Origin of the sequence: Paenisporosarcina macmurdoensis (assembly GCF_042658845.1) — a bacterium.
Taxonomy (GTDB): Bacteria; Bacillota; Bacilli; order Bacillales_A; family Planococcaceae; genus Paenisporosarcina; species Paenisporosarcina macmurdoensis.
The window spans coordinates 41,017-57,188 of record NZ_JBHSRI010000005.1 but is presented as its reverse complement, the minus strand read 5'-3'; the positions used below and the strand labels follow the sequence as shown (position 1 = coordinate 57,188).

Here is a 16,172-nt window from a genome sequence, read left to right as displayed (position 1 = left end):
ACTACTCAACTCCATTTCGCAACAATTGTTGTTTTAATTCATTATACATCACTTGTTGTTATTAAAGAAAGCTGTATTGCATAGTCTCCTTTAGTTTATGTCGTTGATTTAATAGGTTGTGACAAGACCGGATTGTCTTTTTGAAGTGAGTTCTACTTTTGGAAATGGTTTACTGTAAATTTCTATCGAATGTAATACTTATAGTATTTCGTTACATTCGCGACTGGGAAGAGTAAATGAAGAGATTTGCAAATTAAAGACTAATTGTAGGTAGGACAGTGAATTATATTTAGCTGTAATGGATACAAATAATTGTCAACATATTAAAAATCTCTGCACATTTTCGGAAACTCACTTATCATTATCAAGTCTTTCAAATGATGAACAGGTTTGCCTACTACAATGTATTGTTCAAGATTTATATGAACACGAAGGGTGGGACTAGCATTGATTCAAGCTGCTCTCAAATCAGATAATGGGAATTTACAGTACCACGCACTAAGTGTACTAAAAGAATGGTCACCATCGTTTTCGGAACAACCTACCATACATGAAATTATTAAAAACATCGCAACTTTGACAAAAGATAAAGAAGACCGTCAGCTAGCAAAACACTTATTGAATAATCATGTCGATAACAGAACAACATGATTCATATGAAAGGCTAATTACTTTTTAACTAAACCTACTCATTTAATTGGAAAATGAGTAGGTTTAGTTTATGATGAATATATTCATAAATACATTCAAATACATTATATAATATCATTTTGTATAAAATGATATTATTTTGAATAGGATGAGTATATTCTGGAGGTGATTTAGATGAAAAATTATCAATACGAAAATTTAAATCAATTAATGATGCCAATGAAAACAGTGAACTTAATTGCAAAGATTAATGAATATAAAGGAAAACAGGAATTATATAAGCGGCAAGCACCGCAAATTTTAGACACGTTACGTGATGTTGCGGTTATACATTCGACGAAAGCTTCAAATGCAATTGAAGGAATTATTATTACGGATAGTCGTCTGAAGAGCATTATGAAAAATGATACGGATTTACAAGATCGTTCTGAAGGAGAGATTGCTGGCTACCGGGATGTGTTGCAACTTATCCATGCTTCATTCGAAGCAATTCCTGTGAGGGAATCAGTTATTTTACAGCTACACAAGGAAATGTATCGCTATATTGCGATTGATGGTGGTACGTGGAAAAATGCTGATAATGTGATTACCGAGACATTTTCTGATGGAGCAAAGAGAATTCGGTTTGAACCGGTTTCTGCTTTTAATACATCAAGAGCGATGGAACGAGTTTGTTTTGAATTACGCGAAAGAATGAGTAAGCAAGATGTTGAGCCACTAATCTTATTAAGTGTATTTATTTTAGACTTTTTATCGATTCATCCGTTTAATGATGGAAATGGACGTATGGCAAGACTATTAACGCTATTACTTTTATATCAATTTGGATTCGAAGTCGGTCGTTATATTAGTTTGGAAAAAATTATTGAAGAATCAAAGGAAGAGTATTATGAAACGTTGCGAAAGTCATCAATTGGATGGCACGAAGGAACGAATGATATTTTTCCCTGGATAAATTATTTGCTAGGCACTTTTGTTGCAGCATATAAAGATTTAGAATCGCGAGTTGGTGTGATTAAATCGCAAAAAGGTGGGAAAAGCCAACGTGTACATGTATTTATAGATAAAAAGTTGGGATACTTTACGAAATCTGATATCCGAAATGCATGTCCAGATGTAAGTGAAGCAACAATTAATCGTGTATTAAGTGAGCTTAAAGAACAGCAACTAATTGAATCTGTTGGACTCGGCAGAAATGCAAAGTGGAAAAAGAAATAAATCGCATATATATATTATGGAGGTATAATCCAATCTCTTTCCTGTGTATTGTGAGAATTCCTCGAAAGACGATATAACCTTTCTGAAAAATGGTTATATCGTCTTTTAATCATTGTCTTAAATAAGTTAGTTGCCCAATATTCACTGCTTTAGGTAAAGACAATAGGGGATTGTCTGAACAAAAACCTGGTTAAAGGCTATTTCCTCTTATTCTTGCGTATAACTGCAAGGAAAAGGAGTGGCGTTATTGTCTAGCTATGGTGACATCATTCGTATAGAAACGTAAGCGTCAAATAATGCCCACCTATTTAACGCTTACGTTTCTATGTAATACGACTTCACCAAAGATAAGACGAGTTTCTTTATTTCGGAAAATTTTAAGTGTAGGTAACAGGTTATGAAATTATTTGTATTTTGCTCAGCTTAAAAGTGAGAATTCGAGGTTTAATGAATACACAGAGAAGAAGACGAAGAGTTAGGTTATCAATGCAATGAAAAAGATTATTCTAAATCTCTCAATATACGTATAGATTATCAATCGCACGTCTATTCTAAGAGTATTGAATAGGGGGTGTTTTAAATGTTTAACAAGAGATTAAAAATACAATTCGCTAAAAAAAAGACCATAAAACCAGCGGAAATACAGAAAGAACAAATAGGTGTCACAGAGGCTGAAACAGGTAACAAAAACCATATCCCATCCTCTGGACACGTGTTTATACAGCAAGTGAAAGATGCATTGCACAACCCTGCAGATTTAATTGTAAAAATTATTCCCCCTAATCTCACGCTTATTTATATAGATGACATAGTAGATAATCGACCCTTAAATGATCAAATCTTAAGAGGTTTGTATAAAAGTACACATGAATCGCCAGAAAAAATTAAAGAGCTTCTGTCAATACCTAAGGTCGACTTATCCAGTCATCTTGATGAAGCAATTTTGTCCTTGTTAAATGGGACGGTCCTCATACATGTGGAAGGGTACTCTAAAGTCGTTCTCGGAAACATCGCTACTAGAAAGTCGCGATCGTTGTCAGCACCAGAAAATGAATCACAAGTAATCGGATCACAAGTTGGGTTTAATGAAAGTCTATCCACAAATGTGTCTCTCGTCCGCAGGAGCATTATTAATCGTGATCTTTGTAAAGAAAACCATGTAATAGGAAATAAAACCAATACAACGATTGCGTTGTTATATATGAAAGGTATTGCCTCAGAGCAGATGGTCAATACGCTTCGTCAGCGGATCACCGACCTTAACATAGATGCTTTGATAGACAGTTCAGTTCTCGTGCAATTAATCGATGATAACTCTTTATCACCTTTCCCCCAAATGTTATTGACTGAAAGACCTGACAGGTTTTGCGAAGGATTATTGAATGGGAAATTGGGGATTATTGTAGATGGGAGTTCGATGGCAATAATCTGCCCTCAAACGTTCATTGAATTCTTTCAAAGTAGAGAAGACCAAAACCTTAGATGGCCAATTGCTTCATTTATTAGGTTATTAAGGATTGGTGCAGTCTTTTTATCGGTTTATTTAACACCTTTATATGTAGCTGCATTGACATTTCATTATGAAGTAATACCTCAATCGCTCTTAATTCCGTTAAGTGAATCGAGGGCATTAGTTCCATTTCCGCCGATTATTGAAGCTTTAATATTGGAACTCATTATCGAGCTACTTAGAGAAGCTGGGGCAAGATTACCGACAAAGATAGGACAAACCATTGGTATCGTTGGTGGTATTGTAATTGGAACGGCAGCCGTACAAGCTGGCATTACAAGTAATATTTTGATTATTATAGTCGCTTTAAGTGCCCTGGCGTCATTTACATCCCCAAGTTATATGATGGGCAATGTCATTCGGGTGATTCGATTCCCGATCATTATATTGGCAGGGTTTTGGGGCTTTTATGGGATTATGTTGGCGTTTTGTTTTATACTAATCCATTTACTCCGTCAATCAAGCTTGGGTTCACCTTATACGGCTCCTTTTTACCCGCCTAGACTGATTGACTGGAGGGACAGCCTAATTAGATTGCCTCTTCCCTTCACCTATATGAGACCCAAGGTAACACGGCCGCAAGATGAAAAAAAATACAATCCTGAACCTGTAAATCCTCAAAAAAAGGTGAACTGAAGGTGATATGAGTGAAAAACTCTTTGCAAATTAGTCAAAAAGATATGATAAACGCCTTTTTACTCTTTTTTATCATTCATACCACCCAAGTGGGCGTTGGGATACAGGGGTTTCAACGTATTGTCTTTCAAGATGCAAAACATGATGCATGGATTTCGGTCCTTGTGGCGGGCCTGTTTACACACATCATTGCAATATTTATGCTTAAGACATTGGAGATGTACAGTTCAAATGATTTATACGGGATACATCTTGATATATTTGGTCAATGGATTGGTAATTTCTTAAATTTCCTTTATATTTTATACTGCTCAACAGCCTTTTTCGCTGTTTTGAAAAACTATAGTGAAGTAATTCAAACATGGGTTTTCCCCAATATGCAATCTGGATTTATTTCAGCCACTATCCTATTACTTGTGATTTACACGTTCACTGGTGGTTTAAGGGTGATCGTTGGCATCTCTTTTTTTAGTTTTGTCCTTTCGATATGGCTATTTCCGATGTTAGTGTTTCCTCTCGAGTTTTCGCAAGCAAAAAGTCTATTTCCAGTTTTAGAGAGTAACCTCATTGATATTGTAAAAGGTGCGCAGTCCATGACGTTTACAATCGTGGGGTTTGAAATATTGAACGTAATTTATCCGTTTGTAAAGGAAAAGAAAAAAGTGAAAAAACATCTTCATTTAGGCTTGTTAGTAACGACCTTGATGTATCTTTCAATTATGTTAGTGTCACTCACTTTCTTCAGTGAAGGGCAACTAAATAAAACAATATGGGCAACCTTGTCTATATTTGGAGTTATCAAATTTCCCTTTATCGAACGATTTGAGTTAATCGCAGTTTCCTATTGGTTGCTAATTATTTTACCAAACCTTTGTTTTTACTTATGGGCTGCTTATCGAGGTGCTATACGCATGGTAAAAGTTGACGGAACCAAGTTTGCCTGGATTTTCGCCATTATCATTTTCGTTGCTAGTTTATTTGTACAGGCCCGAACTCAAATAAATACACTAAATGATTATTTTTCTCAAGTGGCGTTTTATACTGTTTTTACTTACCCAATTTTCTTGTATGTGTTTGCTCTGTTGAAAAAAAAATTCTCATCTAAAAAGGAGAAATCACAATGAGAAAGTTGAAATTCCATATACTAATACCACTTCTTTTGTTAAGTTTGGTCGGATGTGCAGAGCAAAAACTTCTTGAAAAAGTAGGAATCGCCATACTTTTAGGATATGATTTGGGAAACGAAGGTGTATCCACTACAGCCGTAATCCGTCAAGTAAATCCTGATTTCGAAAGTAATATTGAAATAATTTCCGCAGAAAATCAAACCAGTAAAGGGACGCGTATAGAAATCAATCGAAAAACATCAAAAAAGGTAGTGGTTGGTCAGTTGAGGGTGGCCTTGTATGGTGACGAGTTAGCTAAGGAGGAGGGAATTGGTAACTCAATACATGCGTTATCGAGAGACTCCAATATAAGTGGTAGCGTTTATATGGCCGTGGTTGAAGATGAAACGAAAACGTTACTTAATTACAACTATGAAAATATCACCGATATTGGTCAACATATTTTCAAGCTTTTAGAACAAAACATTGAAGAAGAACAAATCATCTCAAGCACACTTCATGAAGTATCCCATGATTATTATTCCATAGGAGAAGATATTGCAATGCCGATATTATCAAGAGAGGAAGAGTTAGTTAGCATTTCGGGTGTAGCCCTTTTTATAAGAGGAAAAATGGTTGGAGAACTTCCGGCAGAAGATAGTTTTTATATGAAACTGAGCAGAGATCATTATCAATCTGGAGCATTTGAAGCTTTGATTAAGAATGAGGATTTAGAAAAAGCATTAATGAAAGATCCCCCAGAGGAAATCTCTGTAGTACTTGATACAGTTAAATCAAAAAGTGATTTGAAATTAATCAATCAATCAACGCCAGAATTTGATCTACACATTACCATGGAAGCAAGATTATTAGAATTAAACGAAGAAATTGACCTAGGGGAGCCTAAAAATGTTGCCATACTGGAGAAAGCAATCAGTGAAAGTTTATCTAGTGAAATTTCGAGAGTGATATCCTATTGCCAGGAAGTTAATTCGGATGTATTTGGGCTCGGTAACCAGTACAGGAGCTCCGTAAGAAATTCCAACCTAACAGAGGAAAAATGGCATGAAATGTACCAAAAAGCCAGAGTAAATGTTCAAGTTGACTTCAAAATAACGAGAAGTGGAACCTTGGATTAACATGAAGAGTTAGCACCGACTTTCCATTGGTCTGGTGTTCGTATTCATCCATTACTGTAAAAATGAAAAAACACCAATAATGCCTACTATAAAAGATAAAGATGGATGATTTTCATTAAATAGGTAACTAGTTAAATTTGAACCAAGTCAGAACAACGATGTTATAGCTTTCATCCACCTAAAAAAGGGTTTTTTAAAACGAATGATAGGGATACCAATACCATATTGCCTAAAAAATGATTAGTTGTAGATTAATGGCGAACCACAGAATGAGCCTTATTTAGGTATTACTTATTGTAGACTTAAACCATGATGCGCAATTTGAGAAAATGACTGATCCCTTCATTTAAACGAATAATGAAATAAGCCGAAATATAAAGGGAAATTACTGGTCTAATGGAGTTAGGTATCTCTTTATATGATGCCTCTTCATGGAACTTTTTTAAACCAAAAATAGCATCTTATAATCATCCACTTACAAATTCAAATTTCCAAACTATAGGAATAAGAATTTAATACTACACAGTTCGTCCATACTATGCTTTTTGAACCAAATTGCCGACTAGTTGCATAACAAGTAATACCCTTACTTAGTCTTGCTTTAAAGCGAATCGTCTTAAAAAGATGATTTGCTATTTTTTTGATGAAATTTGTGAAACATTTTAGGGGAATCTGGAAATCCAATTGAAAACTATTCAGATAATAGGTTGTGAAATTGGAGGATTGTCTTAACCGTTCGTACTGTCGATTTGGGGCTTCATATATTCATCTAAAAACGATCTAAGCATACGATCTAATGATGTTCATTATAAACACGACATCACTTTGCTTTCCGCAGTATAATAGCCGTAGGCGAGTGAATTAGGTGATTATGGGCAAGAAGAAAGTTTAGTGTCCTTGAAATGGATTGTATATTTTGAGTGTAGAATAAAGTGCTGTGATAAACTTAAAAAAAGAGTAGAAAAAGGCGGTGAACCATTTGTTAGAAGAAAGCGGATATTCAAAGGAAAGAAAATTTTATTGGATTGATAAATGGGTGAAAATGACGGGCGAACGAGCCAAAATAGATGCCAAAGCTAATAACACATATATCATCTACAATACCGAAAATGGTTGGGTTAAAGAATATCCAAATGGAAGCATTGTTCCGTTTGAAAAAGAACATAATGGTAAAGACATATGACTAAGGTTCAGAATCCTTTGATGTATGTCTTTGCAGGAAATAACGGCAGTGGGAAAAGTACCTTTCGGAGTCTTGTAATCGATAAGTTGGGAATTGAAATTAATATTGATCCTGATGCCATTGCGCGAAGATTAAATCCTGAAAATCCAGAATTAAAGAGATTAGCAGCTGGGAAATTAGTGATCAAGACAGTACGTGAGTGTATTAAAGAGGAAAAAAGCTTTTCCATTGAAACTACACTGGCTGGTAAAAATGCCATTAACCAAATGAACCAGGCTAAAGAAAATGGCTATGAAATCATTATGTTTTTTCTTGGCTTGAAAGAAGTAAGTAAAAATATTGAGAGGGTTGCTTTACGTGTGAAAAATGGAGGTCATCATATTCCAACTGAAGACATTTTAAGAAGACACACGAAATCTCGTGATAATCTACTTCAAAATTTAGATCTTATTGACAATCTATTGGTAGTGGACAATAGTAATTTAGATGGTGAACTTATCTTAGAAACGTCTCAAGGAAACATCTCATTTCAATCAAATCATATTCCTCAGTGGGTAACACCCATAATAGAAAAACTTCAAGAATAATTCGGACTATTCACGCCTTATATGAACCGAGAGTAAAAGATTTGTCTTTTTTGGTTATTATTGCATGGTAGGAGGAATTTCCTTCAGTAATTTAAATGATTTTGAACCCGTTTATTTGAATCCTCCTACTTTGTAGGGGGATTTTTCCATGATAAACCCATAACAAATAATCTCTCGTTTCCGGTAAAAAGGGTTACGACAATAGGAGATTATCTTAACAAGAAACCAGCTCTATGTCTCATTGAAAGAACGTCAGCGTCAAAACATATCAAAATTTACATGAAAGATTATGAAGATAGGTTGTCTTGCGGGTGTTTTTAAGTTTTGGTAAAATTAGGTTAAAAATAGAAGTTCTCTTTATGATTAATGAAGATAGAATACTTCCAAATTTATGTAAAACTAGCGTGCAAAAATGATGCAATCCAGTTGAGTCAGTGAATCGATGGATTACGGTCAGATCATCTAGTTCTTTTTCGAAAATAATAAAGGGGCTGAAATGAAAGGAGCACTTCTGTGAAAGTTACTTACTTAATAGGAAATGGATTGGATATACATATAGGATTAAAAACGAGTTATCAAGATTTTTATAGTTTTTTACAAAAAAATAAAAATGAACCTAGAGGTACTACGCAAAATCAAATTTATAATAATATTTTAAATAATCATTTTAAAATAGAAAAGCAACCTGACGATATTGATTGGTCAGATTTTGAAATAGCTATAGGGCAATATACGAGTCAAATAGATAACGAAGTTAGTCTAGAGATGTTTATTAATGACTATGAGGAATTTATTGAAGAGTTTACGGATTTTATTGAAAATCAATCTAAGGGAGTAACTTCTACATCTTTTATAAATAATACTCATAAAATTTTTAATAATGCTCTTCAAAAACCAATTAATCTGGAAGAAAGAGATCAAATTAGTATCCATTCGAATTTCAAAAATAATAATAAAGACCAGCAGGTAAGAAACTTTATTGTTTTTAATTATACTGAGGTTTTTGATGAAATCTATCATTCATGGAGAGAGAAAGAAAAGCAAACAAGAATAGTTTCTTCTATTCCTATACATATACATGGTTTATGCCAATCTCAAGTTTTATTGGGAGTTAATGATGAGTCTCAACTACAAGGTAAGTTTTGTGAAAATGATACTTTGAAAATAATGATGGTAAAAACTCTAGCAAACAGGTCCGCATTAAGTATGAGATTTGAAAAAGCTACGGAAGTAGTAAAGAATAGTGAACTATTTATTATCTTTGGAATGTCTCTAGGTGATTCGGATAAATATTGGTGGGAAAAAATAATGGAAAACCTCGAAAAAAATAGTGCTAATAAAGTCTTAATATATGCCTATGTAAATGAAAGAGGAAAATTAGAAAAATATATCCATCGAATGGTAGAGAAAAAAAGATATTGGCAAGACAAATTAGTAAAGCACTCTAAAGCCGAAGACAAGAACCAACTTTACAATCAAATATTTATTCAATTTGATACAGAACAAATTTTTAATTTTGACAAAACAATTTTTGAAGAAAATAATTCAAGTGCAATTGTATTATAAAGTAGTAGTAATACCTGCATTCAAGTTATTGACAAGGTAAGTCAAGTCTTACATATTTCGACACAGACGATCTAATCGCCAAAGAAAAAATATTGCATTACGACTAATTCTTAGAAAGTAACCTCTCGTTTTTGGTTAAATAAGTTACAACAAAATCGCATTGTTTTAACAAAAAACCGAGTACTAGTATGACCTGGTTAAAGACTATTTCTTCTTGTTCTTGAGTATAACTGCAAGGAAAAGGGGTTTTTTTATTGTCTAGTACTGGTGACATCATTCGTTTAGAGACTGCAGATAATCGAGTTCGGCATACGAAAAGGAAAGTACATGTGGAACAAAAGAACAACGAGATTCCAAAACAGTATGCAGGTGATATACGTCGGTTTCTCGACTACTGCGTAAAGTCGGATCAGCCCGATGGAACGGAAGCGATGCTCGATTATTTATATGGGTCACTAATGGAGCAAAAGGTGAAGAAAACGACGTGGGAGCGTCGTTTGGCAGCCATCAAAAAGCACTTAGCAGTCTTACATAGAATTGACTTCAAAAAGGAAACAGAAGTGACGAGTGAGCTGTCGGCGATGAGAAGAATTTACAGTGAGGAAGGCAATGCTCATTTAATTAGAGTACAAGGGAAATCATCTGTCGATAAAGCGGAGTTACTTGAGATGATTTTTAAACTACCTTCGAGGGAAAAAGCCATTTGTCTGGTGAATCTCATCACAGCTAATCGACCGAATGAGATGGTCCGTATGAAAATAAAGGACTTTAATCTTGAGGGGCGAACAGTGGATGTCTATTTAATGAAGCAAAAAAAGTGGCACACGAAACGATTAACACTAGAAACAGGGAAGGTGGTAAAGAAATATATCAAAGAATATCAACTAAAACCTGAAGACTATTTTGTGGGAAGAGTATATAGAGGTGGACGATATGAGAGTGTCGAAATGACTGAGACGGGCTATTGGAAATCGTTGCAGCGTTGGACGGGGCTTACCGGTTATAACTTCCGTAAGAGTCAAGTTGTTGCCATGCATGAGGCTGGCGCGGACCTATCGACGATTGCTAAGCAGACGGGGCATAAGTCTCTGGAAACCTTAGTGGAGCATTACTTGACTGTTTCGGATTCGACTGTAGATAAGTATTTATGAAACTTGCCATCGTGGACTAATAGCCAGACCCATTATACGAATGTCTAAGGGGTCTTATGTGACAATAGAGGGAGTTTTGATTCTAATAACTTAAGCAAAAACTCTATTTTTCACAATTTGTCTAATAAAAATATGAAAGGAAGGTGTATTGATTTGGATATAGCGATTTTACATGGTGAATTTTTTGACATTGAACAAAAGAGACGTTCTTTAGAAAATCCAACAAAAAGCAGAAAAGAGATAGTGAATAAAATAGATAATGAGTATCGAGTATTCTCCAAAAAGGGAGCATTTATCTGTATATGTTGCAATACCCCAGTGAAGATGAACTTGACCACAGAAGAATTAAGACCTTTTTATTTTAGTCACTTCGACAGTAGGGAATGCAGTTATTCTGAGAATCACAAAGTCTATCAAAAACAGCAAGAGACCTCAGAAGACAATATGACGAAACAAGTTGAAATAACGGTTTTAAGAGAAATTTTGGAAGGTCAACTCAAACCTTTGAACATAGATATTCAACGAGGTTATTTGTATAAAAAGAGATTGTCATTTGTTCCTGACTTTATTCTCACCTTCCCAAACGAGAAGAAATGGGCAATCGATTATCACACTAGCATTCAGTTGGGGAGAGACAATCTTTTCGTAAAACAATTGAACCGCAGAAAACAAGTTTATGCTGATGAAGGGTTCCAAGTCTTCTCGTTTGTAGGAGAGAATTGGTTGGCCTTCAATGAGGACACAGGAAAAGGAACTTTATTAAAAACCGAGTCAAACTTTGTTATGAAAACTAAAGCAGATTTTGAATGGGACAAATTCATATTTCAATTGAATGCTGAATGCCTAGACATGCTAAATGAAACATTGAATACTGACTCATTGTCAGTGGATACACAAAGCATTCAGTATTTAAATGTAAACGAAAGAACGTGTAAAATTGTTAGGTTTCTTCATACAGCCGATAGTAATGATAGGAACACAACCATTCAATCTCTTGCTTCCCCAATCACCATTCCCTTGTCTAGTGCTTTGACGTTAAATGAAGACCAAACGGGTTTTCATTTAGTCGGTGACCAGGAAGATGCTTTAAGGAATGATTTTAAACAAAAGCTATTTAGAATTGTGGAAGAGTCAAAAGTAGTGGTAGAAAGTGTTAAGCCAACTTATCCCATGTATCTTAAACCACCTCCGAAAGAAGAGGAACTTCCTGATTTACCTAAGTTTAGTTTGCTGAATAAGGGTGGAACTATATATATTAAAGAATCTCGCCAAACTGCTCCTGTTCAGGATTATGATGACTATGATCCAGAGTATGAACAGGTTTTACGGGAAATGGCAGAAAGAGCAGAATTGGCCAGCCATCGCCCCATTGATAAAAGTCCAGAACAATGGGAGCGAGAGTTATACGGTAATCCAACACCAACTTATATAGCTTATCCTCATACGTCCCTCAAAAGGTCACTTGAGAAGACACGGGACCCTTTTTACGAGAAGAAAAGAATGGATTTCAAAGATAAAATATTAGATTCTTCTATCCCTGGAAGTCACTATATTGAAAGTGGTTCTACTCAATGGAAACTTTCCGTCTTACGATGGGTTAAAGAGGAAATGGTGAATGATGCGGTACAGGTTTCTTTGCCAAAGGTTGTAATCGCTTTGAAGCAAGAGGGGATTAAGTTCAATCAAAAAGATGAACTAATTCAGTACCCGGTTAAAGCATTTTTGACCTACTATCAGAAAGAACTGAAGAAAGATTTAAACCAGACTATTACTATTTCCTATTTCTGATAGGGGTTACAATTTTTTGTTGAACTTATTCAAATTACAAGGCAGGAATTAGGAATGACAAGAGAAATGATTTCAAATAATATTATAGTTATTCGTCTAATTATTTTTAAAGAATTGCCTAAATTTTTTTAGTTCTCTCATTCTAGAATAGTTTTACTATAAAATATACATGTTAGTATATTTTATAGTAAAAAGAATAATGTATTATTGAAGGGAATGTATTATGGGGAGGAAACAAGGTTTTTTAAATAAAATTTCAAATGTTTGTAAGGAATATCCGATGGAATTTACTATCGCAATATTAAGTTTGATTTCAGTTGTGTTAGGTACAGTATGGGGGATTAACTATACAATATATCAAGATCGTACTGAAGAAGTTAGGGATGAAAAGCCCAACTGCAACTTTTTTGTGGTTGGGCTTTTTGGTAGATAATAATCTAGATGCAAATAAGTTTTCATAGTGTTACATTTACCTATTCATGTTTGAAAATCAGAATAATTTTACTTTACTTTAATCCTGTCGGGTGGTGCGGAAAAAATGAAATCAATTAAAAAAAGTATCAAGGACATTCTAGAACAAGCAGCAATACATGAAAATTTAGAAGAGGAATATATAAAGCCCAGTTATTCTAAATGGCGAGGTTTAATAAATAACTGGGTGAAGGACAGTAAAACTTATAACAAATTTAGGTCATTTTTATTTTTCACTCAGATTTTTATAGGAGGAGCATCTGTTGGAATTGCAGTACTTGTCAAAGATATTCAGACCACTTATATAGCAGTTAGTATATGGGTGGCATATGCGGTAATAAATATATTCGTTAATCTTGTTTACCGTTTTTATCCAGACGATTACGAAAAATTTATTAAAGATGTAAAAATTATAAAGTTAATTACATTATCGGAGCGACTTGCAGGTAAATTAGCATTGTTTGAACGGCTTTCTGACCACGATGTTATTGATAATACAGAAATTATTAGTCAAATATCATATAGAATAAAAGATTATTCTGAGTTAGATGAAGAAATTCAGACAGTTATACAAAACTGTGTTAATCCAAAATCACGCTTTTCTTCATCCCGCGAAACGAATGTAAAACTATCATTGGATGACTATGATCTAACTGATAATGAAAAGGTTAAACTTAATCATATTACAAGGGAAATTAGTGAAACAGCAGAAGTTTTATTTGGCGGGAAAGGCTATTCTGCAAAACTTTACTTAAGAATAAAAAAAACGACTATAAAAGAACAAGAAGTGGAAATATTAGTTCCTTTTTCAAAGTTCCCTACCAAGGAAGGCTATGGTTCTAGTTGGATTAAGTCTCGTGGAAACTTATCATCTGTATGGGAATGCTTGGAACGAGGGAAAGAGACTATAGTGGATTTTTCAGATCAAGATTTGTATTATAAATCAATGCTTACGATATGCCTACCTGGTAGAATTGGCATACTTGCTATACATAATGAAGAAAATGAAGTTTTTGAACAAAATGTTAGTGAACTTGACTGTAAAGCTTTATCCCTAATAACAAAACAATTGGTAATGGAAGCCCTCGCAGTTAATGAATAAAATAAACATTACAAGGTGTTGATAAGTTGAATTCAATAAAGAACAGTCATGATTTAATATATAAGCATGTGTACAGGAGTGAAGATATAGACCCTGTATACATTAAATCGGTAGATATGATCTCAGAAAAAGAAGTAGAAGAGTTTGTAAAAAAGTATAAAAGTGCGGGATTCGTAGTATTCGAGTTGCTAAATGATTCAACTAATCAAAATGTAATGTTAAAAATTGCTAAGAGATTTAAATTAGGAGAACCATTTGTTCCTAATATTTATTTATCAAAACCAGAAATTTATGAAAAAAGTGGATTAAATATAATAAAGGCTGGTGAAGGAACACATAGAGCATTTCAAACAATTAATGAACAAAAAATCCACTGTGATGGAACTATTGAGCCAATTGGGAAGATAAAAACTTCAATATTGCTGTGTATTACACCGGCTGCAGTTGGGGGAGAAACAATAATTTTTAATAGTGTAGCTGCTTTTTATGACTTATACGAGAACAAGGAATCGAATTCTATAATGTCATCCTTCCTTCATTTTAAAGCTTTGAAAAGAGTAGCAGTTAATGGGGAAAAAGAAGAATACATTGGTCCATCATTTTTAATTAATAATGGAGAGATAAGTTCGAGGTTTTCATTGGATAATACTTGTGATTGGGACTTCGGTTTTAGAAATGTGGAATTCTTGAAGGAAGCTTACTCACTTATGACTGAAAAAATCACACCAAATTCCCCCTATTATATTGAAACACGTCTCAAAAAAAATCAAGGCATAGTTATGGCAAATGATAAGATTTCTCATGGGAGAAAAGAATATAAAGATGGGAACTCTAAGAGAGAAATGATTCGTGGTCTTTTTGAAATAAAATTAGCTTATAGCGATTAATAAGTTGTTGGAATCCTGAGAAACTTTCTAAACACCATTAAAGAAATATGATCAATTATAAAGGTCGTTCAAAAAGTATATCTCTACTTGTTGAACGGCCATATTTTTATACAACTTTATCTGATGATATCATCAGCTTTTTAGTTTTTAGTGTAATTTATATAGAATTTCTTCTATATAAATAATTCATGAACCTCCCTGAGACTTTTTATTGAGCATGTCCAGCAAAGTCATATCCTCACGACAATATCAAAAGGGATGTTTATTCTAATGTCGTTCTGTTTGTGCAGAAATTCTCATTTGTTTAAGTCAATGCGAATCCCTACTTTGAAATTGTGCAGGTCGCAGAAACAAAAGAAATCTTCTGTAATATTAAAATGGTCCATTAAACCATTTAAACCATTTAAGTCATAAGGAGTGATATCATACAAAACTCCGTTTTTCATTTCATATTATCCGATTTATCACTTTATAACATACAATTGAGGGTTTTATTTGAGTTTCTTCTATATAAAAGGTATTTGAAGTCTTTTTAGTCTTTAACTCGCTCACTAATTTTAATAAAGTTTTTTCTTTCTACATTTAATAATTTAATTACTTACGTTCCAAATAGCGATAAATGGTTGTTCGAGAAACACCCCATCTTTCAGCCACATCTTTGATTGGTGTGCCTCCATCAATAAGATTTTTCATCATGTCAATATCTTTCACTCCGTATTTCTCTGGACGACCGCCAAGTCGCCCCCGTGCTTTAGCTGCTACTCGTCCTGCAGCTGAACGTTCTTGAATAAGATTTCGTTCAAACTCAGCAAATGCTGCAAAAAGATGAAACATCAGTTGACCTGTAGCATTGCCACGATCCATAGTGAGATTCTCTTGAAGACTGTGAAAACCAATGCTTTGGTTATTCAGGTTGTTGACTATGTCAATCAAGTCTTGCATATTTCGACCCAGACGATCTAATCGCCATACTACGATGGTATCTCCTTGACGAGCATATTGAAGTGCTTCTTCTAATCCAGGTCTTTGTTTTTTTGACCCACTCATCTTATCGTGGAAAATCTTCACACATCCATAATGAGTAAGTGCATCTGTTTGTAAATCCAGGTTTTGTAATCCTGTTGACACACGAGCATATCCAATTAACACAGTTATTCCTCATTTCCATTATAATCCT

General features: G+C 34.2%; 14 protein-coding genes. 13 read left to right on the top strand and 1 reads right to left on the bottom strand.

Annotated elements, in window-relative coordinates; all coding sequences use genetic code 11:
* The first annotated feature begins 447 nt into the window (after positions 1 to 447).
* The 13 genes from ACFPYN_RS05615 (at position 448) to ACFPYN_RS05555 (ending at position 14,995) form a co-directional block, all read left to right on the top strand.
* On the top strand, positions 448 to 651 hold the full coding sequence (locus tag ACFPYN_RS05615; RefSeq protein ID WP_377733031.1) for a hypothetical protein: 204 nt from the start codon (positions 448 to 450) through the stop codon (positions 649 to 651).
* Between the two features lie 174 nt (positions 652 to 825).
* Positions 826 to 1,869, top strand: coding sequence for a Fic family protein (locus ACFPYN_RS05610; RefSeq protein WP_377733030.1), 1,044 nt, complete (start codon positions 826 to 828; stop codon positions 1,867 to 1,869).
* A gap of 580 nt (positions 1,870 to 2,449) precedes the next feature.
* Positions 2,450 to 4,015 carry a spore germination protein gene (locus tag ACFPYN_RS05605; RefSeq protein ID WP_377733029.1) on the top strand — a complete coding sequence of 522 codons (1,566 nt, stop codon included), beginning with the start codon at positions 2,450 to 2,452 and terminating at the stop codon, positions 4,013 to 4,015.
* Between the two features lie 11 nt (positions 4,016 to 4,026).
* Entirely contained in the window at positions 4,027 to 5,139 is a 1,113-nt protein-coding gene (locus ACFPYN_RS05600) for a GerAB/ArcD/ProY family transporter (RefSeq protein WP_377733028.1), read from the top strand.
* Positions 5,136 to 6,260, top strand: a complete 1,125-nt coding sequence (locus tag ACFPYN_RS05595) for a Ger(x)C family spore germination protein (protein WP_377733027.1) — start codon at positions 5,136 to 5,138, stop codon at positions 6,258 to 6,260. The genes ACFPYN_RS05600 and ACFPYN_RS05595 overlap by 4 nt, the downstream gene beginning before the upstream one ends.
* Positions 6,261 to 7,239: 979 nt before the next feature.
* Positions 7,240 to 7,443, top strand: coding sequence for a hypothetical protein (locus tag ACFPYN_RS05590; protein ID WP_377733026.1), 204 nt, complete (start codon positions 7,240 to 7,242; stop codon positions 7,441 to 7,443).
* Complete coding sequence (locus ACFPYN_RS05585) at positions 7,440 to 8,030, top strand: zeta toxin family protein (RefSeq protein ID WP_377733025.1); 591 nt, start codon at positions 7,440 to 7,442, stop codon at positions 8,028 to 8,030. The genes ACFPYN_RS05590 and ACFPYN_RS05585 overlap by 4 nt, the downstream gene beginning before the upstream one ends.
* A 513-nt stretch (positions 8,031 to 8,543) precedes the next feature.
* Entirely contained in the window at positions 8,544 to 9,596 is a 1,053-nt protein-coding gene (locus ACFPYN_RS05580; protein WP_377733024.1) for an AbiH family protein, read from the top strand.
* Between the two features lie 254 nt (positions 9,597 to 9,850).
* Positions 9,851 to 10,747: a tyrosine-type recombinase/integrase gene (locus ACFPYN_RS05575; RefSeq protein ID WP_377733023.1), complete on the top strand. Its 897-nt coding sequence runs from the start codon at positions 9,851 to 9,853 to the stop codon at positions 10,745 to 10,747.
* 153 nt (positions 10,748 to 10,900) lie between these two features.
* Positions 10,901 to 12,535: a hypothetical protein gene (locus ACFPYN_RS05570; RefSeq protein ID WP_377733022.1), complete on the top strand. Its 1,635-nt coding sequence runs from the start codon at positions 10,901 to 10,903 to the stop codon at positions 12,533 to 12,535.
* A gap of 223 nt (positions 12,536 to 12,758) precedes the next feature.
* Positions 12,759 to 12,968, top strand: a complete 210-nt coding sequence (locus tag ACFPYN_RS05565) for a hypothetical protein (protein ID WP_377733021.1) — start codon at positions 12,759 to 12,761, stop codon at positions 12,966 to 12,968.
* 105 nt (positions 12,969 to 13,073) lie between these two features.
* Positions 13,074 to 14,108, top strand: coding sequence for a hypothetical protein (locus tag ACFPYN_RS05560; protein WP_377733020.1), 1,035 nt, complete (start codon positions 13,074 to 13,076; stop codon positions 14,106 to 14,108).
* Positions 14,109 to 14,134: 26 nt separating this feature from the next.
* Positions 14,135 to 14,995, top strand: coding sequence for a TauD/TfdA family dioxygenase (locus ACFPYN_RS05555; RefSeq protein ID WP_377733019.1), 861 nt, complete (start codon positions 14,135 to 14,137; stop codon positions 14,993 to 14,995).
* Between the two features lie 594 nt (positions 14,996 to 15,589).
* Here ACFPYN_RS05555 and ACFPYN_RS05550 read toward each other — a convergent pair.
* Positions 15,590 to 16,144 carry a recombinase family protein gene (locus ACFPYN_RS05550; RefSeq protein WP_377733018.1) on the bottom strand — a complete coding sequence of 185 codons (555 nt, stop codon included), beginning with the start codon at positions 16,142 to 16,144 and terminating at the stop codon, positions 15,590 to 15,592.
* Positions 16,145 to 16,172 lie beyond the last annotated feature (28 nt).

Excerpts from the sequence above, each read along its gene's own strand:
- ACFPYN_RS05585 (WP_377733025.1), top strand. The coding sequence starts at position 7,440 with ATGACTAAGGTTCAGAATCCTTTGATGTATGTCTTTGCAGGAAATAAC.
- ACFPYN_RS05565 (WP_377733021.1), top strand. The coding sequence starts at position 12,759 with ATGGGGAGGAAACAAGGTTTTTTAAATAAAATTTCAAATGTTTGTAAG.
- ACFPYN_RS05605 (WP_377733029.1), top strand. The coding sequence starts at position 2,450 with ATGTTTAACAAGAGATTAAAAATACAATTCGCTAAAAAAAAGACCATA.
- ACFPYN_RS05610 (WP_377733030.1), top strand. The coding sequence starts at position 826 with ATGAAAAATTATCAATACGAAAATTTAAATCAATTAATGATGCCAATG.
- ACFPYN_RS05560 (WP_377733020.1), top strand. The coding sequence starts at position 13,074 with ATGAAATCAATTAAAAAAAGTATCAAGGACATTCTAGAACAAGCAGCA.
- ACFPYN_RS05595 (WP_377733027.1), top strand. The coding sequence starts at position 5,136 with ATGAGAAAGTTGAAATTCCATATACTAATACCACTTCTTTTGTTAAGT.